We start from the raw sequence: 26,687 nt of genomic DNA, 5'->3' as shown, positions 1-26,687 counted from the left end.
CCAACCCGGCAGTGCCGCAGGGCCTGCGCTTGTACCGCACCGGGCGCGATGCCCTGGGGCTGTACACCCTTGAGCACGCGGGCCATAAGGCGGACACAAGCTGTCGGTCACTGCTTGAGGATCTGTGGCAGGCTGTTTTTCTTTTTCTTTACAATCCGGCGCAACGCCCTCTGCTGGTCGGCAGGCTGGAACGTCTGCGAACGGCTTTTCCCCATCTGGCTAAAAGCGTAACGCTCGGACTTGCCGGGCTTTGTGCCAGTTTTTCACGTCACCTCAGAAAAGGTGCGCACGTCCTGCCAGATGACTTCTGGCGCTCCCAACCTCCCGTAATCCGCCTTTTCAGCGGATACCTGCATATGCGCATGCAAAATGACGGCTATTCTTCCAAAGCATGGCATGCCGCTCTTGAAGATCTGGAAGAAATCACCGCCCTGTTCATGGCCTCTTCCTGATTTTTCTTTTTCCCGCCCTCTTCTTTTCGTTCGCCTTCAGTCTTCCGGCTTTGCATCCCCGGCAATACTTGCCTTGCTGTTTCTGTCTAGCATGTTAACCTTTTGAATTAAATTGTTTTTATTTTTTGGAACACTCTTTGTATTACACCGGGTGCAAGGAGTGCATGATGCAGATTATTCCTACAAGTGCCGCGTCGTTCGACGCCCTCTTTACCAGCAGCAAGGATGAAGGCTCGTCTTTTGCCGATTTTTTCTCCGCTGTTCACGATGCCATCGACAGCGTGGAACGTGGCGAACACGTTTCCGCAAGCGCGGCAGCATCCGAGGCGCCGCGCGTGCAAAGCCCTTACAGCCGAACCACCACCAACGGCGTCACCTATACTCTTGATGAAGTATGCTTCACCAAACAGGAGCTGGCAGAGCTGCGGCGGGACCTTCTCAAAGCAGGCGCGCCGCTCGACGCCCTGAAAAAGTTTGACGCCCTGGCGGACCAGCCGGACGGCGCAACCCTTGCCCAGGTTATGGCGAGCCTGCAAAACATGGGGGGCAGCGTTGCTCTCAGTGATGAAGACAAGACGCACATCAGCACCCTGCTCAAGAAGATAGACCCCTCCGGCGTGCTTGAAACGCGCGTGCAGCAGCTTATAGGTGAGGGCAAGGGCGAAGCGGCCCTTGACTCCATCTACTCTTTCATGGCGCACCTTGATCCCACTGCCGGTCTTGATGTGGAAACTGCCGAAGCTCTGGCCTTGGGCCGCGGAATCGGACTGGACACGACAAGCCTGCAAACTCTGCTCAAGAGCTTTGGCGGCAACGATGGCATGAATCTGCTCATGGGGCAGTTTTCTTCTCTCATGGCTCCGGCGGCCCATCATTTTACCGAGCAAAAGACCGCACAAAAGCAGCTTGATGCAGCCCTGCAGCAAACATTGCAGCCTCTTGTAAGCAAGGCTCGCGCCCGCACCGAAAAGGAGCTTCAGGCGAGCGCTCTGCGCAACAAGGAAGCACAGCAGAGCAAGATTCTTATAGACCAGACCGTACAGAAAAATACCCGGCATATGCTGGAAGAAACGCTCACCGCCAACAGCCAGGACGGGCAAAAATTTCAGGACCTCAAGAGTGCCGAACACCAGAGCAATGCCGTGAGCAGAAAGCTTGACGGCAGCCAGAGTGCGGGCGTGGGTCATGCGGGTGCGCAGGGTAGCAAGGCGGAAACGGCGTTCACCCGCGTTTCGGCCAATACGGAACAGGCGTCCAACCAGCAGAGCACGACCCAACAACATGGCGAAGGCCCCGAGCACGCCGGAAAGCAGAATGACGCTGGCAAGAATGGGCAGGCCGGATACCAGGCATTTGGCGAAGACCGGCAAAGCAGCGCCAAAGACTCCAGCCGTGACGCCTCGTGGGGCGAAATGACCCGCAAGGTAGACGTGCAGCCGCTCTTTAACGGCAGACAGGACAATCAGGCGGCAGCAGCAGCTCTGCAGACCCTGGATGCTGCAAATCAGGCATCGGCGGAAGTTTCGCGCCCCGCTCCCATACCCCGCTATGTGGCGCAGCAGGTGGAACAGGGGCTGCTCTCAAGCTTCAGAAGCGGCACTACCCGACTGGACCTGCAACTGCATCCCCAGGAGCTTGGGGCCATCACGCTCAGCCTCAGTCTGCGCAACGGCGAAGTCAGCGCCACCATCCGTTCTGAAAAGACCGAAACTGCCGAAATGGTCACCCGCCAGCTGGAAGCAATCCGCACCAATCTGGAACAGCAGGGGCTCAAGGTGGACAAGGTTGAGGTGCAGCTCAATTCACGCCAGCAGGACGAAAATGCCTGGCAGAACCTGAACCAGCACAACTCATGGCAGGAAGAAGATGCCCGCCGTGAAGAACTTTCCCGGCTGAAAAACCTCTCAACAATGCGTAATACAAGAAATAATTTAGATGAAACAACATTGGAACAGCCTGTGCATTCTCATACGCATGCGGCAAGATATACCACCCGTTCTTTGCATGTGGTGGCGTAAAAACAGCCCGGCGTGAGGAGCAACCATGTCCAGCATTACCCAATCACTGAACAATACCAATAATGAATTCAATACTGCCCTGAGCAAGCAAAAGGGCAGTAACCTGGACAAGGATTCCTTCATGCTGCTGCTGGTAACGCAGTTCAAGTATCAGGATCCGCTTAACCCTATGGAAGACAAGGAATTTATTGCCCAGATGGCGCAATTTTCCAGTCTTGAGCAGCTTATGAATCTCAATACAAGCATGGAAGGGCTCACAAGCGCCACCAACAACCAGCAGATGATCAATGCCACGTCCTACATCGGCAAGCAGGTCACTGTGAGTGGCAACAGCATCGGCAAGGTTACCGATGAAACCACCAAGGAAGCTACCATTACACGCTTCCGCTACGCCCCTGCGGACAATACCGTGGGGGGAACCATCACTGTGCGTGATGCCGAAAACAACGTCGTTTACGTGGAAGAAGTCAGCCCCAAAAACAAGGGAACCACATACGAGTTCCAGTGGAACGGCAAGTCCACCGACGGCACGGTTGCGGGCGATGGTGTGTACACCGTCAACCTTGTATTGCGCGACTCCAACGGCGACGCGGTTCTTTCCGACCAGGTGGTGGATGCCAAGGTCACCGGCGTGGTTAACGACGGCGGCGTGGTCTATCTCGGCCTTGCGGGCGGCCAACTCATGCCCCTCGCCAACGTGCGGCAGGTTACCGAACCTGCCACTGTCGCCGCCAATACGGACGACAAGGGCGATAGCGAAGACAAGCCCGCCGAAAGCGACAAGGACAAGACAGCGGCGGAATCGGCCGCCAGCCCCTTGAGCATCGGTGATGTCAACATCAGCAATATCAACCTGAGCGGAAAACTTTTTTAGCAGACAGCATCACAGATAAAGATGGGGCAACACCACGATAGCGCCCCTCTGAAGATAGATATCCCCTATCCCGAGACACGGAGGAAGTTATGGGTCTTTCAGCAAGTATGTGGACAAGCGTTTCAGGCTTGCTCAGCCACGGTCAAAAGATGAACGTTGTCGGCAACAACATAGCCAACGTGAGCACGCTGGGCTTCAAAAGCCAGCGCATGGACTTCAACGACTACCTGTATCGAGGCATCGGAACCACCAGCGGTCCCAGCCAGATCGGCGCGGGAGCCAGCGTTTATGCCATATTGGGCGACTTTTCTCAGGGTTCGCTTGAGAGCACCAACTCGGTAACTGACCTTGCCATTGACGGCAACGGTTTCTTCCAAGTGCGCAAGCCCAACAGCAAGCAGATGTATTACACCCGCGCGGGCGACTTCTATTTCAACAAGGATCGCGAGCTTCAGAACCCCGAGGGCTATCTGCTGCAAGGCTGGAAGGTGAACAACGAAAAGAAGCTCACCTTTAACAGCGGCGCAACCAACCTCGGCAATACCGACCTCAGCAAATCCGCCTATGTCGGCTCCGGCACGCCCACGGACATAGTGCTGGACAGCTGGAACATTATTCCCCAGCAGACAACCAACGTTACCTTCACTATGGGCCTTACCAATGACGGCAAGGGTGACCGCACCACCAGCAATACCAGCCCCATGACCGCCCTCTTCGACCTGTGGGATGCCAGCAGCAAGCCCCCCCTGGCGGATACGGCCTACGCCACGCAGTCCAGCATTGACGTTTATGATGAAGGTGGGGGAACGCACACCCTTACCGTCTACTACGACCAGGTGGATTCCAGAAAGACCGACAGCAACGGCAACACCATTTATGACATCAAGGGCTTGCCCGCCGGATACACCATATATGAATATCTGGTGACCATTCCGCCTTCTGAAGACAGGCGCAGCTATGGTGGTGAGGGCTATAACGCCGCCACGAACACGTGGACCAAAGAACCCACCAAGTTTTATGACGATCCCATAACGGGAACCAACAAACAAGCCGGCGTGCTCATGAGCGGCGTCATGATCTTTGACGCCAGCGGACAGCTGGTCAACCAGACGGCGTACAGCTACGGCGCAACGGAAACTCCGGCGGCGAACAACCAGGTGGCCGTCAATCCGTCCCAAAAATCTTCATGGCAGCCCACCAGAACATCCAGCAACGGTCTGCCCGTTTTCTCGGCAAACTTCAGCGGTCAGCCTCTGGCAAACAGCGTAAGCGAAACCATGCAGACCAGCGTGGGCGGCACCCCTGTGAGTCAGGTGCAGAACTACATCACCGAACTGGACTTCGGCCTCAAGAATATCGGTAATCCGGCATGGAACAACCCCACCGCCACTGCCGTGAAGACCAACAGTCTCGGGCAGCCCATTGATGCCAGCGGCAATGCCTTGGGTATGGACAAATATGGCTACTATTACCTTGGATCTCCTGACGCCGGTTCCTATGGCATGACGACCTCGGTGGGTGGCGCTACGGTTTCCGTCTATGCGGACTCCACAGGATATTACTACCTGAACGGCACCGCAAAGGTGTATGGCTCTGCATCCATCGGAAATCCTGCCGCAAGTGTTGAAGCTTTGAGCAACGGCAGCAGTTATTACTTCATTGATACGACCAACAGTAACGCCAGCTGCTATAATACGACCGTTGTCGGCGGCAATACAGTACCCGCTTATCAGGATAGCTACGGCTATTATCATATAGGAGCAAACGGCCCCATATACGGCCAGACCCCCGCCAATATTGATGTGTTGCACGACAGCGGCGGCTATTATCTGGATGACGGGGCTATGCCGCACAACTATATCACCACCAGCGACTTTACGGCCATAACTGCGACGGCCTTCAAGCCTTCAGCCTACACGGTTCCTACGGACGCCTCACGGCCGGTTGCGGATACAGAAACAGCCAACAGCAGTCTGGCTAGTCTGACTACCATCTCCCGAGTCAGCGGCACTTCGCCCATAACTGGCGTGCCGGTTTTTGAAAATGTCATCAACTACGGTACGACCGTACCAACCATGACTGCCGTGGAACGCCAGGAATACGCCAGCGTGGCTAACACCACCTCCTATACCGTGCAGAACCGCACTCAGGACGGATACGCTTCCGGAACACTGAGCAACGTGAATATTGACAACGGCGGTGTGGTTTACGGCATATACTCCAACGGCAAAACCATTCCGCTCTATCAGATCGCCCTGTATGACTTCCAGAACCATCAGGGGCTGTACCGTGAAGGCGGCAACCTTTTCTCGGCCACCAACGATTCGGGCGAACCCCAGTTGGGTGTGGCTGGAGATAACGGCTTCGGTAAGACCAAAGCCTATAACATTGAGCAGTCTAACGTGGATATGACCACGGAATTTGTGCAGATGATCTCCACTCAGCGTGGATTTCAGGCAAACTCCAAGGGCATTACCACGGTGGATACCATGCTGGAAACCGTTATCGGCATGAAGAGATAGTAAGGATTGCAAGCTGAAAGAACGGAGGGCGGGCCTTGGCATGCGCGATGGCCCGACTCCCTCCACAGCGTTGGGGATAGCGCTGTCTCTTTCTCTCCGTGTAAGGCGTCGGGCACATGGCCGACGCCTTTTCCAGTTATGGCTTTAGCCAGTTGAGCGCGCCAGCGCGCGAAACAGCGAACCACCCGCTATGCGGGTGGGGGCAAAGTATTATACACACAAAAACACCCTTCCTGTACGATGAAGTTGTTCAAGCCCATCGTAACTTTTAAAGAAGGGTGTTTTTGTTATGGGAACCAAGGCCCAAAGTTTAGCTCACACAAAATGGCTGTGCAAGTATCATATCGTGTTTACACCTAAGTATCGAAGAAAAATAATATTCGCACAACTGCGTGATAGTATAAAAGAAATCATGCAGAGTCTTTGTAAGTACAAAGGGGTGGAGATTTTAGAAGGGCATTTGATGCCAGACCGTATACACATGCTGGTGAGTATCCCGCCAAAGATCAGCGTATCGAGTTTTATGGGGTATTTGAAAGGCAAAAGTTCACTGATGATCTTTGATAAATATGCAAACCTTAAGTATAAGTTTGGCAACAGAAAATTTTGGGCCGAAGGATACTACGTCAGCACAGTCGGACTCAACGAGGCAACGATCAGAAAGTATATCCAGCAGCAAGAGAAGCATGGCATTATGCAAGACAAGCTGAGTACGCGCGAGTATCAAGACCCCTTTAAGGGGTAGCCAAAGCGACAATGGGACTGGGCTTGAACGCAGTGAAAGCCAGCGTCTTTAGGCGCAGCCGGCAACAGGCCCTTATAGGGCCAGAGCAAACCACCCGCTATGCGGGTGGTGCTGATTGCCCTTTTCCCCGGAACCGCCACTTTCGCCGCCGCCAAGCGCACAGATCGCTGCCCATCTTCGTGAATAACACAGGTTCTTCGTTCCAATTAAAAAATTAAAAATCTTCTTGACAACTCACCCACTTCTCACATAAAAGATCACTTCACAGAGCGTCCCCATCGTCTAGCCGGCCCAGGACAACGGCCTTTCACGCCGTCGACAGGGGTTCAAATCCCCTTGGGGACGCCAATGAAAACAACGGGTTATATCGAAAGATGTAACCCTTTTTTCATGCGGAAACGGTTACAGAAACGGTTTGAAAAAACTGAAGTTTCTGAACTGCCATTTCCGGCCTCAACCACTCTCTTCCTTTTCCCCTTCCACAACGCCTTCTATGGCAAGCACTTACGAACGCTACAAATTCCCAAGGGGGGTTAGGAGGGGTTAGTTTTTGTGTACATTCACGCTGTCCGTTTGCGGCGAACAACCACCGGTGCGGGAGTCGCTGGCATTTTTTCCTGTGTACTGCCTTTGGCGGTGAAGGAAAGCACCTTACCGCAACCGTTTCCAGAACCGTTTCCGGCAGGCTCAGGCTCAAGGCCGTGGCCCGCAAAACGGGCTGCAAGACCTTCCAGAGCCCCGCGTGTTTCTTCAAGCCCCAGCGTCCGCAAATAGATTGCCGTGGTATTGGGACTTTTGTGCCGCAAAATGGCCTGAATCACACTCACGGGCTGTCCCATCTTATAGAGGATGGAGGCCGTCAGGTGCCGGATGGCGTGAAAGCCAAAGGGTTTGACCTTGGCCCGCTCACAAAGCCGTCTCATGAGCTGCATGCGCTCCTTGAAAGGTTTGCCGTACTGCTCCCGACAGAATCCACCGTCCTGCTCGCAGATAAAGACATGGGTGCTGTCTTTGAATGTACGCTTGTCCCACCACCAGCTCAGGGCTTCAGTCAGTTCTCCGGTCATGGGCAGCCAGTCGTACTCCAGTGAACCATCGCGCCTTTTCTTGGTGTACAGCCGGATTCGACTGTTCCCGAAGTCAACATCTTCCCAACACAGCCGGAAGATTTCGCTGCGTCTGGCTCCCAGGTGGAGGTAACAGAGCAGCATGATCCTGTCCTGCCCTTGCGTCTGGGCAAAAACCTTCCAGAAGTCTTCCTCGGCAGGGACATAACGCGGATGCCGCTTTTCCGGGAACCTGTCCACCAGACAGGGATTGGGGGTGGGCAAGCCCAAATACTTGATGCCCCAGTTCCAGGCCGCCACAAGGTTTTTGCGGTCCTTGTTGGCGGCATTGCCGCTACGGGTTTCAAACTGTACCTGAAGCGCCGCAAGAACCTTGCCCGGCGTCAGACTTGCCACCGGAGCCAACGGGTTCACAATCAGCTGCGCTGCCTTGCCTTTGCCGATTGTGGCGGCAAACAGCTTTCTCAGGGCCTGGCGCTTTTCGTTGAAGGTTTTCCTGTCGTACCTGGCTGCGTGGTCCAGATACCTTTCCGCCCAATGCTTCAGGGAGCAAGCCGTATCTGTCGTGGCCTCCCAGCTTGCTTTCCGCTCCTGCGCCTCCCATTCCAGAGCTGCCGCCTTGGTGTCGAAAAGTTTCTGCCGAATCTGGCCCAGCTTCTGAACCCGCCCCTTCCAACGGATACGTCCGTCTTTCGTAATCTTTGATGCCATGATTGGAACCTCGCAAGGCGTCCACCACGTTGCGCTCAAAGAACAGAATCCTGCCACCAGGAATGGGCCGTATCCCACCGAATGCCTCATAGTGGCGGCGAACGGCATCAACGTCAAGATCAAGCCAGTGGGCAAGCTCTTTTGTGGGAATGCGGTGTCCCAGATGTTCTTCAAGAAATTTTGACATGGTGGCCCTTGTTGTGGACAATAAGGGCAAGTATACTGTTTGGACGAAAAACCGGAAGGTTTTCGCAACTATGGATGCTATCCATAGAAGGAGGTAAAAGTGTCACTTCCGCCTGTTTTTGAAGCATTTGAAAAACGCGTTATCCCCTTCCCTGAAGACCTACTGCAAGGCAGGAATGCTTTGCCGCTGCGTTGCAAGCTATATCTTGGCCTGACAGCTGCGGCCATGCTGTTTCCCCGTGACCGGGAGGGCTTCGCTGGTTATGTGGCACAGGAAATGACTTTCCTTATTTTACAGATGGAAATGATGGAAGTGGAGTTTCAAAAAAAAAGCCCCCTTGAATTTGTTGATATGCCACGTCACTTCTACGGTTCCAGGACAAATTTTTTGCAGTATTCCCGCTGGCAGGGATTTTCTGAGAAAGGCAAAGGCTCACTTGAAGAGCGCTTTTTTCAAGGTAAAATCTGTGGCTTTATTTACATGCTTCAGTCATTTTCAGAAAAAACTCTCAAGGAATCCATTGAGTTTTTTGTTTCGAAATATGATGTGATATTTGACAAAGATGAGCGCACAGTCGGTCCCATGTGTACTGTCAGCAACATTCAAAACAACATCTGGCCACGTTTCAAAGACATAGCATGGCTGTGGGCACCAACTTGGTACACCACTATTCCGATGGACAGCCAGAGGATATATCTGGATGAGATCCAGCTAGCTTATAATTTTTTTGCCGACGTAGAACTGCGCGGCGGCTGGTATGGATTTATTGATGCTGCATTGCGCTTTTACAAAGTTGCTCGAGATAATGAAATACGGGCGGGAGAAAGCCCGCCCGCCGATGGTACTATCTGGAAGTTTCACTTCATTCCGGCTGATGATGAGAAAAACCATACTGGAAATTACCTCACCTCATAGTCTATTCCTGTGATCCGGCTTCCGTGGGCTCCTGCTGCTTCTTCTTCCTTTTCAGTTTTACAAGTTCTTCTTCAGGAGGCATGAAGTCACTCCAGTAGTGGCCCATGCCGCGCCTGTTATTGATATTTTCCTTCAGGGATTTTGCCAGAAGCCTTTTTCTCAGATCCACATCCGCTGTCATAAGCTTATCAATCATGGCTCCCATGCATACGAAGGCACGGGTTCTCGCCTTGCGCGCATGGTCGGCAAGCTTCTTCTCCAAAGCCTCTCTTCTGGCTGCAATATCCAGTTCCTGCTGCTTGAGCTGTTCCAATTTTTCCTCAAGGCTCATTCGCTTACTCTTGATGGCATTCATACTTCCCCAAAGCCTCCTTTTCCGAAGAAAATTTATTATTGTTGAAGAAATCCCGTGGGGGGCTTCGCCCCACGGCGCACTTAGAGCAGTCTTCGCTACGCTTCGACTGCACGTGCGCTCTGCGAGGCTAAGACATATCGCCTATGGCGATATAAGAAAAAATACAACAGGCCATCCATATGCTGCAAGGTAATATCCATCTGAACATTAAACCTGTCCAGCGAAATAAAGGACAGAGTATCGTGGCGCGTGTTGCATACCAGACCGCCAGCAGCATACGGGATCCACGCACAGGCGAATGGCACAACTATCGATACAAAAAAAGTGAGCTGGGCCAAACACGGCTCTTACTGCCCACGTCTGCAACTACCCACATTACCGATCATGAACAATTCTGGGCTAACCTTGAGGCACATTACAAACGCGGCAATTCCGTACCGGCACGAACCGCCAGTCTGGCTCTACCCATTGAATTATCTGCCGATGAAAACCACGAACTCATGCTGCAATATGGCCAGTGGCTAAGTGATACTTATGCAGTTGCCGTACAGGTCACTTCACACAAACCGCATTCTTCAAATCCACATTTTCATCTGGCTATTACTGCTTGCACTGTTTTGCCTGATGGCTCTTTCGGGAAAAAAGCCATTGCCCTTGACCCAATCAGCGCACAGCGTGAGCTTAAGCAGCGTATCGCGCCCGTTGAAATCCTAAGATCTCAATGGGCAGATATGGTCAATGCCGCATTGGAAAAAGCAGGAATACTTGAACGCGTTGATCACCGTTCATATCTGCGGCGCGGCATACAAGAAATTCCACAAAAGCATGAGGGGGTCTGGCGGCATTCTAGTCAAATCCGCGTTCTTGGCTGTCCAAAGGCATACAACAAAGACATTGAAACCGTAAATGAGGTATTACATCATGACAGAAGAGAATTTCAAAAAACTGCAATTCCGTGTAGCAGCTTTGGAGAAAATGCAACTGGAAGAATGGGGAATAATCAAGACAGAACAGATAGAGATCAGACAATATCTGCTCCAAATGAATACGACCATCAACAACCTGCTCAAAGAAGCAAGGATGCTCATGGGGACTATGGACGAGATAACCTCGGGCACGGTGGGCGAGGTCGATTTGTCCCCTCTGGAAAAACCCAACTTGAAAACGGTGGTCGATGCCATCATGAAAGTGAGCAACCAGCTGACTTCCATGAATTTGCGCATGACCAAACTGGAAGCCTTGATAGCACAGGAGGAAGAGGATTCTCCGACCTCATAATGCCTGCGCTGGTTGCAGCTACTTCTGCCCTTGAACTGGAGGCTTTGCGGCTCTCATGCAGCATTTTGAGACATGAGAGCCGCAGAGCAAAGGCATCACTTAAACTGCCCTCAATTGGTTTTTCCGACATCGTGGCCCAAAGGGTTATGCCGGTGGTAGTGGCACTGAAAACAGAAGCCTTGCACCTGCAAAATAAAAGTTGTGGCCTGTGGCTCCGCTCGTGTCCAAAGGTCGCAATGCCCAGAGCCAGCGCAACAGATACGGCATCTGCCCCGATGGGTTTGTCTGACATCGTTGTGCCCAAGCTGATTGCTGCCACTTCTGCCCTTGAAACGGAAACCTTACGGCTTTCATGCAGCATTTTAAGGCAAGAAGAACGCAGGGTTAAGGCACCACTCAAACTGCCTTCAGTTGGTTTTTCCGACATAGTTGTCCAAAGGTTTATGCCGATGATAGCTGCACTGGAAACAGAAGCCTTGCGCCTGCAAAATAAAAGTTGTGGCCTGTGGCTCCGCTCGTGTCCAAAGATCGCAATGCCCAGAGCCAGCGCAACAGATACGGCACCTGCCCCGATGGGTTTGTCTGACATGATCGTGCCCAAGCTGCTTGCGACCACTTCTGCCTTTGAAACGGAAACCCAGCGGCTTTCATACAGCATTTTAAGGCAAGAAGAACGCAAGGTTAAGGCGCAGCTAAAACTGTTTTCAATAGTGCCAGCATCTGCCAGCTTTATGGGTACTGTTTTTTATCCTATAGCCGCGCTGACAAAAAAATTTGCGCCGGTTGCAGCAGAAATGTCCTTCAGGACTGAACATCTTTACAAAAACATACAAGAAGAAGCAGGAAAGAGGCATGGAACAGCCCGCGTCCCTGAACGTCTGGAATCTGGAGCCATCACCACAACTGACAACAATGAAATATGGCACAAAAAACTGTGGGAGCTTCTTGTAGTCAGGGCGTTGCAGGAGCCGCATTCATTGGACCTGCTTACCCGGCTTCATAATGCATGTATCAAGGTCCAGCAGATATTCCCACGGATAACGGCTGTCGACTTTGCCTGTACGCTGAAGCGTCACAGCGTGAGAACACCAGAAGAACAGGCCAGAATCATTCAGGACCTGGCCCAGCGATGTCCAAAGCAGTCTCCAGTCCGGATCGTGACTCTGGACACCGGCCCATTTACAGGAACACGACACGAAAAACCACGCGTATCCTCCAAAATGCTGCACACTACAGTCAGGCCAGCACAGCTGGTATTGCCAACCCCGCCCACAGATCCCAATCAGGATATGCACAGGCTGTGGAATGAAATCAAAAGCCATGCTGAAAAAGATGGCAGAGTATTTTTTGATACTGCGGAAGGAGTAGGGAAATTGCAGGATGCCATCAAGCATATCTGGGCAAATAACCCCAATATTCCATTTGAGTTCATGCACAGGACAATTTTTAGGCGCATTGTATTCGGTAGGGACAGCCTGGAAAGGTTTCTCCAACAGACATATGAGGCTATCGCCATCCAAAAATCCCTGTCGACTGGCTCAGACATCCAGCAGGCTACTGTTCTGCCCCATGCGCCAGACCCGCAGCCTTCGCAGGATTTTGAACACAATGATGGCGATGACAGTGGGGAAAATATGTCATTTACGTAGTGAGATGCCGGGATTGACCATGCTTTGTCTGCGGGAGACGCTTACCGCCTCCCCCAGGCCTCGGCTAAAAAATCTCGTTCCACAGTAAGCTGACCAATTTTGGCATGAAGTACCTGGAGTTGTTTTTCCTTCCTGGCCTCTTCGATCTTGATCTCATCGGCAAAGGTGCCCGAAGCCGACTCCTTGAGCTGCTTCACCCATTTGTGGATGAGTGTCTGATGAACACCGAACTCTGAACTGAGTTCAGCGATGGTCTTATCGCCGGAAAGAGCAGCCAGGGCCACTCAGGCCTTGAAAGCCGGGGCATGATTCTTTCGCTTGGACATGTGTGTTCTCCTCGTCTGGTTGAGTAGCTATCACACCTGTCCGATTTTTGGGGAGCACCTCTGTCAACGGCTATAGTAGCGTTGCGCCATGGAAATGATTCCCTTTCTCCGCCCAGCCATTGCCATTGCCCTGGCTGAGGCCCGCCATAAGGCCGGTTTGACGCAGCCGCAGCTTGCAGATTTTTCTGGCCGCTCGCGCAGCTATATAGCCGCTCTTGAGGCTGGAAAAACCAGCTTTTCATGCGAAAGTCTGTACGCTCTCTTGGCGATCATGCGCATGGATGTGGTCGCCTTTTTTAGTCGAGTGGAAGAGCTTCGTGCCCAGAAACCAGCCATATCCAAACCCGGCCGAGGGTGCCGCCGCAGCGTCACGCTTGGTGGCAGTTCCCCCGGCCAGGAAGTAAGCTAGAAACCTTCTCGCTTGCTTCGCTGAGGTTCGGATTTTTTACACTTGGCTTCATTTTTCCAGTAAGGAAGTCCCCGGCATGACGCCTGTCGCATAGCGACAAGCTCTATCCACATTATTCTTGCTCCAGCCAGACTTTTGGGATTCTTAAGCAGGCACTGCTCCACACATTGGGGTAAGCCACTGTTGCCCACAGGAATCAAAGCCCTTTTCCTGCTTTGTCTGGATGAGTTCCCCATGATCAATTCTTGCGCCGCGCGTACATGACGGCTCACGGCTTCATGAGCGGTATTGACGCTCTCTCTGGTGCTGATGCAACGCCCCTCCTGGTCGATGCCTTCCAGCAGGCATTCGCCACGCTCAAGGTTCTTCATATCAGCGCTGTCGGCACGCACCTTCGCCACCCAATCCAGAGTTTCAGGATCGCTGTTTTGCAGCATGATCTTGGTTGTACAATTGCCCAACAGGGATGAAACCGCATGCGTTCTCCCCTTGGCATACAGCGAGGCCATACTTTGGGAGGCAATGATGTTAATGTTACGGAATTCGCGTGAAAGCCCGAACAGTTCCATATCGTTCAGAGGCCGCTCGCTATCCACATCCAGAATATGCTGAAACTCGTCCGCGATCATGAAAGTGTACTGATCGGAGGCTAGCCTGCTGCCATTCTTGAGGATGCTTTGGTAGAAACGCTCTTTAATGCAGTGCGATAACAAGGCTCCCGTTGGTCCGCAGTCAGGAGAAAAATGCACCAGGACAATTTTCTTCTGGCGATAAACCAGGTCGGTGAAATTCAACGGCACGGTAGCCTCTGTCAGTGACGAAAAACGATCCATGAGGTCATGGGTTACTTGGATGCACTTTAGCCGCTTAAGAATGCCTTGAAGCATCCATGTCTTTTGCTGCTGGGCAGTGATGACGTCTCTCTTTGAAGCCTGATGGTCTTCCGGCAAAAGGATGTGAAAGCATTCGGCATTGACGGCATGGTACAATGCTTCGGCTTCCATAAGATAATCTGGTTTCTGCGAATATTGATGGCGGGCACGCAGTTCACCCAATTCCTGACAATAGAATTTCCAGAGGTTAGCAGCAAAAACGTGATTGCTCAGGGCTGTAAATACCGCTTTGAGGGTTGGTGTGAATTGACGGGAAAAATGGCAGTTCCGCTCCACCTGTGAGAGCGATGTAAGCACCTGGGCCACATCCGCCGCAAGACTGCCGCCTTTGCTATGCCAGGAAATATTAGCATCGTGCTCCACCCCGTTCACTGCCAGGACTTGAAAAAAGTCCGCAATTTCATGCTGCTTCATGTCTGCCAGCAGATTGGTAGCGCAGGCATCGGAAGAAGAGCCAAATTCCACCACATCGTCCAGGCGGCCGCAGGCTTTGGCCAGTTCGCGGGTCTGGGCGCCAAGGTTGCCCTTTACGTCCAGAATGACCCCACCGAATCCTCGCCGCAGTAATGCATCAAGTATAGGTAAAATGACGGAGGTGGTTTTTCCTGAGCCGGTTCCGCCAAGAACAAGCGTCGAGCGCACACCTTCTGCGAAAGATAGGCGACGCCCACTGTCAAAGGTGAACAACGTATCATTGAGAGAATACTTGATTGGCGGCCTGGCGGCCGGGTGGCTTCCAGGTGCACTGCAAGCAGAAATGGGGGCAAGAAAGCCCATCCGCGACTGGCGGTAATCATGATTTGAGGAAGTCGGTGGCGGAAGAATGCGATGCGAACTCATGGTAAATCTCCATAAGGTCGCCGTTTTCCAGTATAAAATAAAAAGATGGAAAACGGCAAACAATCAGAAGGCCATCATTGACCTGCTGTTTGTGTGCCGTTTTCCCCACTTCTGGCGGCTACAAGCCGCACTGTTCCGGTGCCCCGGTGTAATCGAAGGGGCGTCCTCCCCTTCGTCGTTCCTGCTGAAATCGGAACGCCTTGACGCAAATTGTGGTCCAGGAAAAACGAGTCAACGGTTGTGGGGCACAGTCCAGTCTACCCCAATCGCGTATTCGGCTTCCACCTTCCTGACCGCCAGGCAGGGGGGAGGCTATCATTAAGCCATCTCCACATCTTTTTTTTGTTAAAGTTGATTGGTTAAAAATAAAATAATGAGTATTTTTTTGATAGTCAATAACATTGCCAATATTACACATCAACGTATATACGTTGTGTTGACACAAAGAGATTCCCACTTTATTCTGTCAAAAAGGAGTTTGCTATGGCAAGCACAGGAACTATCAACCTGAGGATTCCTCCAGCGCAAAAGGCCATTATTGACCTTGCTGCGGAGATGGCAGGCAAGAACCGTACTGCTTTTATTTTGGAAAACGCAGTTCGCTCAGCCGAAGAGATTCTTATGGAAAAAACGCATTTTCAGCTTTCGGCAGAGCAATGGGACGCCTTTCAGGCCGCTCTGGCCGCCCCTGTTTCGAAAAATGTCGCCCTGAAGCGCCTTCTCGACACTCCCGCCCCTTGGGATGACGACAAATGAGTGGACGGATTGCTGCCCCGGCTGCCATCACAGCCGCTCACGATCTGGCGGATTTTTGTAGTGGAGAGCCATCGCTGGATATGTGGTTGCGCTCCAAGGCGCTGAAGAATGAGGGAAAAGCCAGCCGCACCTATGTTGTCTGCCAAGAAAACAAGATTGTCGGCTTCTATTCGCTGGCAGTCGGTAGCGTGACCCACGAATTCTCGCCGGGCAACATTAAAAGAAATATGCCGGATCCTGTACCGGTCATGATTCTTGGCCGTCTGGCCGTCGACCAGAGCATACAGGGAAAGAGCATTGGCAAGGCATTGGTGCGGGACGCCATGCTGAGAACAGTTCAGGCCGCATCTATCGCGGGCATCAGGGCCATTCTGGTGCATGCCCTGCATGAACGGGCAGCCACATTTTACCAGGACTGCGGGTTCCAGGCTTCGCCCGTGAGTCCGTTGACGTTTATGCTGCGATTGGAAGATATTCGTTGAAACCCCTTCTACAAGGATGCCGGACTTGCCGACTTCAGAGAGAAAAGCACGGATCAGATTATTACCCTAAGGCGATACGGACTTGCCATACAGATGTTTCCCCAAGGTGCCCCCCAATTTCCTGAACTCATGAGGGAATCGGGGCAAAATTAGCGTAGATTTCTATACTAAAGCCGAGGTATTATTTTGCTGAGTGTCAATACGTTGTTCACCCTCCTAGCCTCGAAGCTGAAGGTTTTCTGCCAAGAGTCGAATGTGGTCGCAGAAAATTATAACGATGCGTCCATATTGGCAGATAAGCTGTTCTTTTTCATGAGTGGGTATACGTTTTGGCGTATGCCCACTCATTCAATGCTGTTCGAATGAAGCGTTCAGACTTGCCGTTGGTTTGTGGGCGATAAGGCCGGGCTCGCTTGTGCTTTATCCCAAATTCACCACAGGCATCACGGAACTTCCAAGACCTGTAGCAAGATCCTTTATCTGTCAAAAAACGTTCTACCTTAATGCTGTACGAGGCATACCAGGCAACGGCAAACCATAAGAACTCTATGGCTGATTCCGCTGTTTCATCCGGGAGGATGGCCGTGTACGCAACCCCGGAGGCATCATCAACGCAGACGTGCAGATAAAGCAAGCAGCGTATTGCTATTGAGAAGACGGTGTTATTTGCTAAAAGGCATCAATCAATTTCTGGATTTTTCAAAAAATGACAAATTCTATCGAATGTGCGTTGGAATTGTCCGTCCACGTTGCTGGTCATTTTTTTGTTTGTTGGAAAAGGATCTTCATGTCTGTAGGTATAGGTATACTGCATGATATCAACTAAAATACCGTTTTTTTCCTTTCTCCCAAGGGTGTTGAGAATCTCTTTGGGGCTGGCGACCATGTCATCAGCAAGAGCGATCGCATAACGCCGCGCACCAATGCCGCGCAATAGTTTCTCTCGTTGGTTGCTGCATGTCCCGTAGTCAAGCATGCTGCGAAAAGCCATTTCCACCCTACTGTTGGCAGCCAACAATACTTCAAGTTTTTCTTTTGAGAGCAGGCACTGCCTGAGCTTGTGTACGGCTTCGCTGTCAAGGATAAATTTGGATTCTGGATGCAGACCGCTGACTACAGGCCCCCCACAAAATGAGACATGCCGGGACTCCGAAAAGTATCCTGACATGTTTGCCATCATAAGAAGGTCGCCAAGAAGCGTTCCAATAGAATAGGTAAAAAAATCGATTGTCGCATCTTTATGCACAACGGGGTGTAATCCGTTTTTTATTATTTCAACAAGCTCAATGAGATCATAATAACTTTCAAGGCCAGATAAAATGAAACGTTCTGGCTGTTCATAGAGCCTTGTGCTGATTGCCGCGTTAACGAAGCTAGAATTCGTGAGGGACGGCAGAGTATGCTTCCGATCACGGCTCAGGCGTGCCATGCGGTGCGGATCTGCCCATAGAGCAGGGGCACGGTTCATATGGAACGCAAGCGGAAAAAGGACAACGGCATGGCCTGTCATCTCAGCAATGGATGCAGCCCAAGGCATGTATTTGGTCCAGTGCCTCTCGTTCAATCCGTGCAGCATTATGACGATGCTCCGCGCTTTTTTCGTCTGCGCCGGCATCAACACATGGTATCTGAAATTGTTATTCTCCTGAATTTCGGCATCGGGATTGCCTAAATCCGTCACGTTACCCGGCAGAGAATGTGTCAGCCCCACTCTCTGCCGCGCAGGAGAACTAAAACTAAAATTTCGAATAACAAGGTCGGACCCAACAGGTATTACATCGTCAAGAAAGCCGATTTCTCTCGAAAAAAAACTAACCAGCTTTGAATAAATCATAAAAGTCAAACCTCCAAACTGTACGACAGTAATACAGTGTTAATACTACTATTAACAGAAAGAGGTTAACCTTAATTCTGCTGATATAATATATACATCAAAATCATGGCTTCATGATATCTTTTATCCCAGTGGATGGATATTGTTATTTAAAATAGCAATAATAAATAGATGCATAAACCTAATTTATTTTTGCACTATAACGCTCACAACATGCTCTTGCAGATCGTCAACCAGGGGAACAAGAAGGTCATTTTTTTCAATTCCATCAAGCTGAATAGAAAGCTTTTTCCCTCCAGCGCGTTCCTGTGTGATGTTTATACTATAGTTAGTATTAATGTGACGATAACGTACAATGCAGCTATCCCAATCTGCAGGCAAGCAAGGGGCAATACGAAGAGTCCCGTTTTCAACGTTTATCCCCAAAAGCGATTCAAGCATCAAGCGGTACATCCAGGCTGCTGATCCCGTGTACCACGTCCAGCCGCCGCGTCCAACAAAATCCGGAGCCGCATAGACATCAGCGGCGACAACATAAGGCTCCACCTGGTAGCGTGACACTTCTTCAGGATTTCTGCCGTGATTTACCGGATTGATGATTGTGAAGATTTCCCATGCTCTTTTTGTATCACCCAGTTGAGCAAAGGCCATAGCCGCCCACACGGCCGCATGAGTATATTGGCCGCCATTTTCCCGCACTCCGGGAACATAGCCCTTTATATAGCCCGGATTGTGGGCAAGCATGTCGAAAGGCGGGGTGAACAGCGCCACCAGCTTATCCTCGCGGCGCACCAGATACGTATTTAGTGCCTCCATGCCCGCCTGGGAACGATCTAAATCTCCTGCATTTGAAAGCACTGACCAGCTTTGCGCTATGGAATCTATCCGGCATTCCTCATTTTCAGCCGAGCCGAGGGGGGTGCCGTCATCAAAATATGCACGGCGGTACCAATCGCCGTCCCAACCATGCGTCTCAATATTGTTTTTCAATGTCGCAAGTTGCTGGGCGCACTCTTGGGCAAAGGGCATATCACCACGAGTGGAGGCAAAAGGCATAAACTTGGTCAGAACTTCATAAAGGAAAAAAGCCAGCCAAACGCTTTCCCCTTTTCCGTGTATGCCTACTTTGTCCATTCCATCGTTCCAGTCGCCGGAACCTATAAGCGGCAAGCCATGCGCGCCGAATTTAAACCCGTGACGAATGGCCCGAACACAATGTTCATACAGTGTGGCCGTCATGCCTGAAGGAAAAGGTTGGTCATAATAAGAATCTTCGCCCTCTTTGACGGGGCGTCCCTCAATAAAGCCAATTGTCTCATTCAGTATGTCCACATCCTGGGTGGAACAGATATAACGGCAGGCGGCCAGCGGCAGCCAAAGGTAGTCGTCCGAACAGCGCGTGCGCACTCCGCGCCCGCTCGGGGGGTGCCACCAGTGCAGGACATCTCCTTCCGGGAACTGCTGCGATGCGCACAAAAGTATCTGCTCCCGCAACAAGTGGGGTGCGGTATGCACAAGGGCCATCGCATCCTGCAACTGGTCACGGAAACCAAACGCGCCGCCAGATTGATATGTCGCCCCGCGCCCCCACATTCTGCAGGCAATTGTCTGATACATCAGCCAGCCGTTGGCCATTACATTGAATGACGGATCCGGAGTTTCCACATGAACGGCGCCGAGCAGACGGTCCCACTGCTGCCAGACTTTGCTTAACGAGTTTTGCATTGCCTCTGCCCCCTTGAACCGCTTGGCCAGATCTCTGCATTCTTCCCTAGATTTTCCGACTCCAAGCCTGAATGTGATAACCCGTTCCTCATTGACGGCAAGGGTAAATGGAGCCTGAACCGCGGCGCACGGATCCAGAGCAAGTCCTGTTCTGCCGGAAAGGCGGCTGCGTTTCATGGCTGCCGGTTTTTCCAATGTCCCGTTGCGCCCTAAAAATTCCGTGCGATCGCAACTAATGAATTTGATGGTTTCGTCAGTATCAAAAAATGCCGTGTGTCCAGGAAATTCTGAATTGTAGGCATTGTTGGCAAAAATCGCTCCACTTTCCTGATCGACTTCGGTACCGATGTGCATGCGTGTTTTTTCCGGCATGTCCCCAAGCACCCAGGCCACATAGCCTGTTGCTGATAATTTCCGCGGCCTTCCAGACACGTTCCGTACCGTCAGCCTTACGCATTTAACCGGGGCATCCACAGCCACATGCACAAGAAGTTCTGAAGTGATGCCGCGTTCCGTGTGTTCGAATACGCTATATCCGAATCCGTGTCGGGTGGTGTATGGCGTTTCCCCCCGGCAGGGGCGGGGAGTTGGAGACCAAAAATATCCGTCAGCGTGATCACGCAGATAGAAAGCTTCGCCCTTTGAATCAGTTACCGGATCATTTGCCCATGGGGTGAGCCGGTATTCGTGGGCATTTTCGCTCCAGGTAAAGGCGAGCCCTGTTTCTGAAATAACGGTTCCAAATTGTGGATTGGCAAGCACATTGACCCAGGGGGCTGGAGTTGCCTGCCCCGGCGTTGTGGTGATGACGTACTCGCGTCCGTCCGGAGTAAAACCACCCAACCCATTGAAAAATGCAAGATCCGTACGAGGTATGGGCATAGCATTTTTATTATCGACAAACTTCAACCCCTCGGAGAGGGAAAGATAAGGAATTGTGTTTACAAGCGCAGTTCGCCCCTTCATCTGCTGGGCCAGAGTGCTGACCTGCCCCCAAAAAACTGGCCCACCTAAAAAGTTAGTGTATGGTGTGGGCACGGAGGGCTTGCAATGGGTCGCAAAAACTTCACAGCAGAGCAGATTATCTTCAAGCTACGCGAGGTCGAGGTGCTAGTGGGACAAGGCGAGAGCATCGCCATGGCCTGCCGAAAGATAGCCGTGACGGAGCAAACCTACTACCGTTGGCGCAAGGAATACGGTGGCATGGGAACGGATCAGCTCAAGCGGTTGAAAGAGCTTGAAAAGGAAAATGCCAGACTGCGGCGGGCAGTGGCCGATCTGAGTCTTGAGAAAATTATTTTGGCGGAGGCGGCAAAGGGAAACTTTTGAGCCCCGCTCGTCGCCGCCAATGTGCGGAGCATGTTCGTGAGCAGACCGGGAGCAGCGAGCGTAAAATATGCGCTGTTCTTGGGCAAAACCGGACAACGCAGCGGTACACGTCTTCTGTCCGTGAATTTTCAGTGCTGGTGCGCCAGGCGGTGATCAACTACGCTTCGGAGTATGGCCGGTACGGATACAGGGCGATAACCGATCTTTTGCGGATGGACGGGTGGGGTATCAGCTACAACCGCGTAGAGCGGATTTGGAAACAGGAAGGCTTGAAGGTTCCGGCAAAACAGCGCCCACGAAAACGGCTGTGGTTGAATGACGGTTCCTGCGTTCGTCTCCGCCCGGAGTGGAAAAACCATGTCTGGGCTTATGACTTCGTGCATTGCCGTACCGTTAATGGCAAAGCCTTCCGGGTATTGGTGGTCATTGACGAATACAGCCGTGAATGCTTGGCCTTGCATGTGGCTCGTACGATTCGTGCCGAGCAGGTCATGCATGTCTTGGCGGATTTGTTTTTGACCCATGGCCGACCGGACAATATTCGTTCGGACAACGGCCCGGAATTCGTGGCATTAGCCTTGAAAAAGTGGTTGGCGGAACTATCGGTACAGACTCAATACATTGAGCCGGGAAGCCCTTGGGAAAACGGCTACTGCGAAAGCTTTAACGGAAAATTGCGCGACAAGCTGCTGGACGGCGAGCTGTTTATGACGCTACAAGAGGCTGAAATTGTTATTGAGAACTGGCGTAGGCATTACAATCACCGCCGGCCGCATCGTTCCCTGGGAGGCCAACCGCCAGCACCTCTGACGTTTTTTGCCCCTCCCATGGGAGGGGCAATGGGGTCGCTCTCGCCTCCCACTGAGTTGTTGTGTATACGGATGGCAGAAGAAGCGCCGCAAAGCGCTTGCCACTAACTTTTAGCCTGGTACAAAAAACCGGGGCCGGTCAGCAAGGCTATGAGGAGGATGATATTGCGAAAAAAACAAACCTTGGAAAAGATTACATTCGTGGCATTCTACGACTGTTAGAACAAGGAGAAGAGTATTTAGTAAATTCAGTTGAAAAAGGTAGAATCCCACTATACCAAGCTTTAATAATAACTACTGATGATGATGTTGCAGTACAGAGAGCATTAGCTAAAGCGTATGAATCAGGTGCATTGACAGGAAAAAAGATCCTTGCTCAATGCTGTCCGGCTAAGCAACCATAGCTAATAGGCTGAGACTGTAAGAGTTTTGAGTTTTTGATCTTCGCGGTTTCAGGAGTTCTTCCAGGGAGTCTTTGCCGAACAAATTCACGCAAATGAGCTCGAATAATTGCTGCACCGACAGCTTAAGTTTACTCAGGATTTTTTGGTACGCCATGAGCAAATACACTGTCAGGGCCGTGTAAATTTGGATGAGCACAGCGTTCTCAGAGCGCCCGACAAAGCTTTTGATGTGCAGATTTTGTTTGACTTCACGGAAGAATATTTCGATTTGCCAGCGCTCTTTGTAAATGTCGGCAATGGTTTTCGCTGACAGGCGAAAGTGGTTGGTCAAGAACTCGTAACGCTTCCCGGTTTTGGCATCCCTGTAGCCTATTCGGCGTAAGCGCAAGGTTTTTCCCCGACTGTTTTTCACTTCGATAATATGGTCAGAGGTGACGCCTGTTTTACGATTGACAGGACGGCGTTCCAGCAGCTTGAATACGGCGTTATCTTTGAGGCGCGTGACGAAGAAGATGCCCTTTGTCGCCAAAAGCTGAAACCAGGAATAGGCTATATAGCCTTTGTCAAAGGTCACAATGGAGCCTTTTGGCAGCGAAAGGCTTTTGGCCATGCGGCTTTCGTGGGTTTTGGCATTGCTGATATCGACGAAGGCAGGGATGTAGCCATCGTGATCAAGCACGGTATTTACCTTCACCCCGGCTTTGTTCCGCCGGAACGATGCCCAGGGGAAGACGGACAGGCAAAGGCTGATGGTGGTAGCGTCCATGCTGTACAGTTTGCACTTGAAGCGAAATTTGTGACGAGGCGCATGCGGCTGGCAAAGTCCGTACATTTCAGCGAACAAGTCCTTGAAAAAGCCCACGGGCCTTGAATTGTTGGCGTCGGCGAAAGTCGAGCGGGGCACGTTTTTCAGGCCCCAATGGTACAGGCGGTTTCCGGCGGCAGCCAGACACCGGAGCCCGTCACGCATGGAACGCCTCGCGGCAAGCTGAATAAAGGCCATGGCGGTGAACTGCTCCTTGAAGCCGAATTTGCGTGAGGCCCGCCCTACTTTGTGCCGGTGTTCGAGCTTTTGAAAAACATGTCTGGGAATCAGAGATAGCATCTGGGAGAAAAGTGTATTATGGTGACTCATGTCCAAAATCTCCTTGTGTGGCAAAGTTTTTCGCAAACTCTTTATACCACATCGCATTGAGATTTTGGACTTTTTTCTTAACCCTTAGCCGGACAGCAATGTTTTTAAATGTAAATTTGCTCACAAATTCCGAAAATAATTGCCCCACACAATATTCAACTAGGGGTTCATTTTGGATAAAATAATATTAGACACTCCCTCTCCAGAAATTTGTGCCAGCAAAATTTTTGAAGCTAGCGGTGCAAAATTCGATGCGGATGTAGCGACGGATCTTTGGCAGAAAATCATGCAACATAAGTGGGTTCTGTCTGAAAGACTGAATCGGGATGTCGGATTCAAGATTGCCTGCACCGACTTTCTTGAGAACATAGGAACGGATGAAGAGCTCTCTACTCACAATCAGGAAAAGCTTTTGGTACAGATGGGCGCGCGCACCATCAGCAGAGATATTTGGGATACTATCTCCGATACACAACCCCCCAAACAACTGATTCACAAGAGGATTGTACTCCCCCTGGTTGAGGGAGCACTTTCACAAAAATATGGCGTCATTCCGCCTAAAACTATCATTTTTTTTGGCCCTCCCGGTACGGGCAAGACCCATTTTGTCAAGGCAATGGCCGGAAGGCTGGCGTGGTGGTTCATAGAAATCGCGCCAAGTATGCTTATGGTCGACGGTGTAGACAAAATTGGGGCACATCTGCGGGCAATAATGGAAAAAGCCCGGTGCTTGGATGAAGTTATCCTTTTCATTGATGAATTTGAGGAATTTGCAGGCAGCCGGGATAGCGCAAATAGAATCGATCGGTCAATTACCAACGAGTTTCTCAAACAGGTACCGCTTATAAAAAGCCAGCCAAACAAGGTTCTGCTCGTATGCGCTACAAACTACATCCGCCAACTGGATTCTGCACTGCTACGGCCGGGGCGCTTTGATTGCATCATCCCGGTAGGAACTCTGGATGACGATGGAAGAAAAACAATTCTGGAATACTATTTGTCGAAGATGAACTGCGGCGTAGTTGATGTCGATCATATTGTAAGCTTGACACCTAAATTTACCCCTGCAGATATTGAGTACCTTTTCCAAATTGTTGCCCAGTATGCTTTTGAAGAAGAATGTGAAAGAGGGGCAAACACGCCTGTGACCACAGGGATGATTGCTGAGAAAATTGCTTCTTTCAGGCCGTCCTTGACGGAATCGATGATTGCGGAGTTTAGAGAAGATGTAGCTATTTATTCGAGGGTTTAATTTATGTGAGTCATTACGGAAGGCTTTTTATGAATTTTACATGTTGAAGCTGACCAGCGTGCCTGTCTGCCCCACCCGCAGAAATAGGCACACTCCTGACGCACCCCCAAAAAGCCCCGGCCACTCCAAAGGCCGGGGCTTTTGCTGCTTAGCGCCAAGGAAATGCAAGATCAAAAGCAAGAGATTTGATCAATATGTTCTGGTTTGCATATATATATTGTTATAATAAATAGTATAAATTACTTTAATATGACTGTCAGTCGACATTAATTACACATAAGAATTATAATTATCATAAAAATAAAGACAGAAATTGTTTTCCATTGTAATGTATATACAGTCTAAATGCAGATAGGAGAATTTATGAATTATCTATTCAAGTTGGCCGACGTAGCACTCAAGAGTGTTGGCAAAAAGACATTCACCCTTGAAGATGGGCACAGTATGACAATTTTTCCATCAGGTGATGGAAAAACCATGAAAATTGATATTGACGACGGGGAATCGTACAAAACTAGGGGAAGTAACAGCTTTGTTTCGCAGATAGAAAAGATTTTAAAAAATAGAGGTGTTGCATGGTGGGATGAAACGAAAGAGGGACAAGACAATGTTTACAACGTTCTTTCAATGTATGAACAATTTGAAGATGTTCCTCAGGAAGATCTCCAGAATATGCCCGCCAACAAAAGTTCGATTAGCTCCCACTAATGAAATGTACTCGTCCATACTTGAAAAAAATTCACAACTTCACAATTTAGTCTATTTCATTATTATCTTTTACTTGGGTTAAGCGGGTCAAAAACTCCCTCCTTCTTCACGGGGCATCCTAGGCTAGAAAGAGGAATGGAGAATTATCCATGAATATAAGCTTAAAACAACGTGTCGAGATGGAACGTCTTTTATCTAATTGGAAAAAGTACCTAGAGAGTATTCCACCAGCCTCGGATGATTTGAAGTTGCACAAATGGCTTGGAATGAACACAGCTATCGTAAAAAAAGATCATTTTAACAGGGTATTGAGGTCTTTTGTTTATGACATGAGGGCGCGCCTTGATGCGTTGCGGTAATCCCCCCAGAAAAAAGTAGCATTTCAAAGTAGAATTTCCGAGAATAAGCAATCTGGAGATTTTACAATGAAAAAGTCACGCTTCACGGACAGTCAAATCTTGGCGATTTTAAAACAGGTCGAAAATGGGGTGCCCGTTCCAGAACTTTGCCGTGAGTACGGCATGAGTAGTGCGTCTTTTTATAAATGGCGCGCCAGGTTCGGCGGTATGGATGCATCCATGATGGCACGAATGAAAGAGCTGGAAAAAGAAAATGCCCGTCTGAAGCGGATGTATGCCGATGTCCAACTCCGCCACGATGTCTTGCAGGAAGCCCTTGAAAAAAATTGGTGAGGCCATCTCAACGCGTTGAGATGGCCAAAAGAGCCGTTTCCGAGCGTAAGCTCAGTATTCGCAAAGCTTGCCTGACATTTCAGGTCAGTGAATGCTGCTATCGCTATGAACATAAGCTTTCTGACGAGAACAGCCTGATTGCTGAGCTTCTTCTTGGACTGGCGCAAGTGCAGCGCAACTGGGGATTTGGTCTCAATGTTGTCCGGTTAAGCACCCATAGCTAACAGGCTATAACTATAGGTGTTTATAGTTTTTCGTCTTCGCGGATTCAGAAGTTCTTCCAGAGAATCCTTGCCGAACAGATTCAAGCAAATGAGCTC

At 50.7% G+C, this 26,687-nt stretch carries 22 protein-coding genes, 1 tRNA gene and 2 pseudogenes; 17 read left to right on the top strand and 8 right to left on the bottom strand.

The features are described from left to right. The 6 genes and pseudogenes from V6C16_RS01560 to V6C16_RS01535 form a co-directional block, all read left to right on the top strand. Window positions 1-452, top strand: a pseudogene (locus V6C16_RS01560) (glycosyltransferase family 9 protein); the annotation flags it as partial. Between the two features lie 164 nt (window positions 453-616). Further along, entirely contained in the window at window positions 617-2,470 is a 1,854-nt protein-coding gene (locus tag V6C16_RS01555; RefSeq protein WP_333535686.1) for a flagellar hook-length control protein FliK, read from the top strand. A gap of 25 nt (window positions 2,471-2,495) precedes the next feature. Beyond that, complete coding sequence (locus tag V6C16_RS01550; RefSeq protein ID WP_333535684.1) at window positions 2,496-3,344, top strand: flagellar hook assembly protein FlgD; 849 nt, start codon at window positions 2,496-2,498, stop codon at window positions 3,342-3,344. 89 nt (window positions 3,345-3,433) lie between these two features. Then, window positions 3,434-5,866, top strand: coding sequence for a flagellar hook-basal body complex protein (locus V6C16_RS01545; RefSeq protein ID WP_333535683.1), 2,433 nt, complete (start codon window positions 3,434-3,436; stop codon window positions 5,864-5,866). Window positions 5,867-6,155: 289 nt separating this feature from the next. Next, on the top strand, window positions 6,156-6,611 hold the full coding sequence (gene tnpA, locus V6C16_RS01540) for an IS200/IS605 family transposase (protein ID WP_333535681.1): 456 nt from the start codon (window positions 6,156-6,158) through the stop codon (window positions 6,609-6,611). A gap of 271 nt (window positions 6,612-6,882) precedes the next feature. Next, a tRNA-Glu gene (locus V6C16_RS01535) sits at window positions 6,883-6,959 on the top strand. A gap of 212 nt (window positions 6,960-7,171) precedes the next feature. On the opposite strand, the gene V6C16_RS01530 is transcribed toward V6C16_RS01535, so the two are convergent. Next, window positions 7,172-8,389: a tyrosine-type recombinase/integrase gene (locus V6C16_RS01530; RefSeq protein ID WP_333535680.1), complete on the bottom strand. Its 1,218-nt coding sequence runs from the start codon at window positions 8,387-8,389 to the stop codon at window positions 7,172-7,174. Here V6C16_RS01530 and V6C16_RS01525 point away from each other — a divergent pair. Both V6C16_RS01525 and V6C16_RS01520 read left to right on the top strand, forming a co-directional pair. Further along, a complete protein-coding gene (locus V6C16_RS01525) occupies window positions 8,388-8,573 on the top strand; it encodes a hypothetical protein (protein WP_333535679.1) in 186 nt (61 codons plus the stop codon). The two genes, V6C16_RS01530 and V6C16_RS01525, sit on opposite strands and share 2 nt — an antisense overlap. Window positions 8,574-8,675: 102 nt before the next feature. Continuing rightward, window positions 8,676-9,491: a hypothetical protein gene (locus tag V6C16_RS01520; protein ID WP_333535677.1), complete on the top strand. Its 816-nt coding sequence runs from the start codon at window positions 8,676-8,678 to the stop codon at window positions 9,489-9,491. A gap of 1 nt (window position 9,492) precedes the next feature. On the opposite strand, the gene V6C16_RS01515 is transcribed toward V6C16_RS01520, so the two are convergent. Then, window positions 9,493-9,846, bottom strand: coding sequence for a hypothetical protein (locus tag V6C16_RS01515; RefSeq protein ID WP_333535675.1), 354 nt, complete (start codon window positions 9,844-9,846; stop codon window positions 9,493-9,495). A gap of 179 nt (window positions 9,847-10,025) precedes the next feature. Here V6C16_RS01515 and V6C16_RS01510 point away from each other — a divergent pair, with 179 nt between their 5' ends. Next, window positions 10,026-12,773 carry a MobA/MobL family protein gene (locus tag V6C16_RS01510; RefSeq protein ID WP_333535673.1) on the top strand — a complete coding sequence of 916 codons (2,748 nt, stop codon included), beginning with the start codon at window positions 10,026-10,028 and terminating at the stop codon, window positions 12,771-12,773. A 41-nt stretch (window positions 12,774-12,814) separates the two neighbouring features. On the opposite strand, the gene V6C16_RS01505 is transcribed toward V6C16_RS01510, so the two are convergent. Next, window positions 12,815-13,057: a transposase gene (locus V6C16_RS01505; protein WP_333535671.1), complete on the bottom strand. Its 243-nt coding sequence runs from the start codon at window positions 13,055-13,057 to the stop codon at window positions 12,815-12,817. 130 nt (window positions 13,058-13,187) lie between these two features. On the opposite strand from V6C16_RS01505, the gene V6C16_RS01500 reads away from it, so the two are divergent. Then, entirely contained in the window at window positions 13,188-13,508 is a 321-nt protein-coding gene (locus V6C16_RS01500; RefSeq protein ID WP_333535669.1) for a helix-turn-helix domain-containing protein, read from the top strand. Here V6C16_RS01500 and V6C16_RS01495 read toward each other — a convergent pair. Then, window positions 13,505-15,241 carry a type IV secretory system conjugative DNA transfer family protein gene (locus V6C16_RS01495; protein ID WP_333535668.1) on the bottom strand — a complete coding sequence of 579 codons (1,737 nt, stop codon included), beginning with the start codon at window positions 15,239-15,241 and terminating at the stop codon, window positions 13,505-13,507. The two genes, V6C16_RS01500 and V6C16_RS01495, sit on opposite strands and share 4 nt — an antisense overlap. A 483-nt stretch (window positions 15,242-15,724) precedes the next feature. Between V6C16_RS01495 and V6C16_RS01490 the strand changes: the two genes are divergently transcribed. Together V6C16_RS01490 and V6C16_RS01485 are read left to right on the top strand one after the other, a co-directional pair. Then, window positions 15,725-15,997, top strand: a complete 273-nt coding sequence (locus V6C16_RS01490; RefSeq protein ID WP_333535666.1) for a type II toxin-antitoxin system TacA family antitoxin — start codon at window positions 15,725-15,727, stop codon at window positions 15,995-15,997. Continuing rightward, entirely contained in the window at window positions 15,994-16,479 is a 486-nt protein-coding gene (locus tag V6C16_RS01485; protein WP_333535664.1) for a GNAT family N-acetyltransferase, read from the top strand. The genes V6C16_RS01490 and V6C16_RS01485 overlap by 4 nt, the downstream gene beginning before the upstream one ends. A 310-nt stretch (window positions 16,480-16,789) precedes the next feature. Here the strand turns inward: V6C16_RS01485 and V6C16_RS14935 are convergent, their stop codons facing one another. From V6C16_RS14935 to V6C16_RS01475, 3 genes are all read right to left on the bottom strand, one after another. After that, complete coding sequence (locus tag V6C16_RS14935) at window positions 16,790-17,113, bottom strand: DDE-type integrase/transposase/recombinase (RefSeq protein ID WP_442886166.1); 324 nt, start codon at window positions 17,111-17,113, stop codon at window positions 16,790-16,792. Between the two features lie 45 nt (window positions 17,114-17,158). After that, on the bottom strand, window positions 17,159-18,313 hold the full coding sequence (locus V6C16_RS01480) for a DUF6051 family protein (RefSeq protein ID WP_333535663.1): 1,155 nt from the start codon (window positions 18,311-18,313) through the stop codon (window positions 17,159-17,161). Between the two features lie 186 nt (window positions 18,314-18,499). Continuing rightward, complete coding sequence (locus tag V6C16_RS01475; protein ID WP_333535661.1) at window positions 18,500-21,076, bottom strand: GH36-type glycosyl hydrolase domain-containing protein; 2,577 nt, start codon at window positions 21,074-21,076, stop codon at window positions 18,500-18,502. A gap of 12 nt (window positions 21,077-21,088) precedes the next feature. Between V6C16_RS01475 and V6C16_RS01470 the strand changes: the two genes are divergently transcribed. Next, window positions 21,089-22,284 (top strand): IS3 family transposase gene (locus V6C16_RS01470; RefSeq protein ID WP_232088246.1). Its coding sequence is split into 2 segments (ribosomal slippage): window positions 21,089-21,353 and window positions 21,353-22,284, totalling 1,197 coding nucleotides; the frame shifts between segments, so codons are not numbered across the junction. Beyond that, window positions 22,275-22,580, top strand: a complete 306-nt coding sequence (locus tag V6C16_RS01465; protein ID WP_333542734.1) for a hypothetical protein — start codon at window positions 22,275-22,277, stop codon at window positions 22,578-22,580. Before V6C16_RS01470 ends, V6C16_RS01465 begins: the two co-directional genes overlap by 10 nt. Here the strand turns inward: V6C16_RS01465 and V6C16_RS01460 are convergent. Then, window positions 22,567-23,715, bottom strand: a complete 1,149-nt coding sequence (locus V6C16_RS01460) for an IS4 family transposase (RefSeq protein WP_072312641.1) — start codon at window positions 23,713-23,715, stop codon at window positions 22,567-22,569. The genes V6C16_RS01465 and V6C16_RS01460 overlap by 14 nt on opposite strands. 172 nt (window positions 23,716-23,887) lie before the next feature. On the opposite strand from V6C16_RS01460, the gene V6C16_RS01455 reads away from it, so the two are divergent. The 3 genes and pseudogenes from V6C16_RS01455 to V6C16_RS01445 form a co-directional block, all read left to right on the top strand. Beyond that, on the top strand, window positions 23,888-24,967 hold the full coding sequence (locus V6C16_RS01455; RefSeq protein WP_291442616.1) for an ATP-binding protein: 1,080 nt from the start codon (window positions 23,888-23,890) through the stop codon (window positions 24,965-24,967). 363 nt (window positions 24,968-25,330) lie between these two features. After that, window positions 25,331-25,675 (top strand): hypothetical protein, encoded by a 345-nt coding sequence (locus V6C16_RS01450; protein WP_291442617.1) that lies wholly within the window; start codon window positions 25,331-25,333, stop codon window positions 25,673-25,675. A gap of 425 nt (window positions 25,676-26,100) precedes the next feature. After that, window positions 26,101-26,561: pseudogene (locus V6C16_RS01445) on the top strand (transposase); the annotation flags it as partial. Window positions 26,562-26,687: the final 126 nt, after the last annotated feature.

Source organism: Desulfovibrio sp. 1188_IL3213, from assembly GCF_036763145.1.
Taxonomy (GTDB): domain Bacteria; phylum Desulfobacterota; class Desulfovibrionia; order Desulfovibrionales; family Desulfovibrionaceae; genus Desulfovibrio.
This window is presented reverse-complemented; position numbering and strand designations above follow the sequence as displayed.

What these genes read in the sequence shown, in the direction of transcription:
- V6C16_RS01555 (WP_333535686.1), top strand. Translation starts at nt 617, where the DNA reads ATGATGCAGATTATTCCTACAAGTGCCGCGTCGTTCGACGCCCTCTTT.
- V6C16_RS01510 (WP_333535673.1), top strand. Translation starts at nt 10,026, where the DNA reads ATGCTGCAAGGTAATATCCATCTGAACATTAAACCTGTCCAGCGAAAT.
- V6C16_RS01460 (WP_072312641.1), bottom strand. Translation starts at nt 23,715, where the DNA reads ATGAGTCACCATAATACACTTTTCTCCCAGATGCTATCTCTGATTCCC.
- V6C16_RS01490 (WP_333535666.1), top strand. Translation starts at nt 15,725, where the DNA reads ATGGCAAGCACAGGAACTATCAACCTGAGGATTCCTCCAGCGCAAAAG.
- V6C16_RS01450 (WP_291442617.1), top strand. Translation starts at nt 25,331, where the DNA reads ATGAATTATCTATTCAAGTTGGCCGACGTAGCACTCAAGAGTGTTGGC.
- V6C16_RS01515 (WP_333535675.1), bottom strand. Translation starts at nt 9,846, where the DNA reads ATGAATGCCATCAAGAGTAAGCGAATGAGCCTTGAGGAAAAATTGGAA.
- V6C16_RS01545 (WP_333535683.1), top strand. Translation starts at nt 3,434, where the DNA reads ATGGGTCTTTCAGCAAGTATGTGGACAAGCGTTTCAGGCTTGCTCAGC.
- V6C16_RS01495 (WP_333535668.1), bottom strand. Translation starts at nt 15,241, where the DNA reads ATGAGTTCGCATCGCATTCTTCCGCCACCGACTTCCTCAAATCATGAT.
- V6C16_RS01485 (WP_333535664.1), top strand. Translation starts at nt 15,994, where the DNA reads ATGAGTGGACGGATTGCTGCCCCGGCTGCCATCACAGCCGCTCACGAT.
- V6C16_RS01525 (WP_333535679.1), top strand. Translation starts at nt 8,388, where the DNA reads ATGATTGGAACCTCGCAAGGCGTCCACCACGTTGCGCTCAAAGAACAG.
- V6C16_RS01550 (WP_333535684.1), top strand. Translation starts at nt 2,496, where the DNA reads ATGTCCAGCATTACCCAATCACTGAACAATACCAATAATGAATTCAAT.
- V6C16_RS01480 (WP_333535663.1), bottom strand. Translation starts at nt 18,313, where the DNA reads ATGATTTATTCAAAGCTGGTTAGTTTTTTTTCGAGAGAAATCGGCTTT.
- V6C16_RS01500 (WP_333535669.1), top strand. Translation starts at nt 13,188, where the DNA reads ATGGAAATGATTCCCTTTCTCCGCCCAGCCATTGCCATTGCCCTGGCT.
- V6C16_RS01530 (WP_333535680.1), bottom strand. Translation starts at nt 8,389, where the DNA reads ATGGCATCAAAGATTACGAAAGACGGACGTATCCGTTGGAAGGGGCGG.
- tnpA (WP_333535681.1), top strand. Translation starts at nt 6,156, where the DNA reads ATGGGAACCAAGGCCCAAAGTTTAGCTCACACAAAATGGCTGTGCAAG.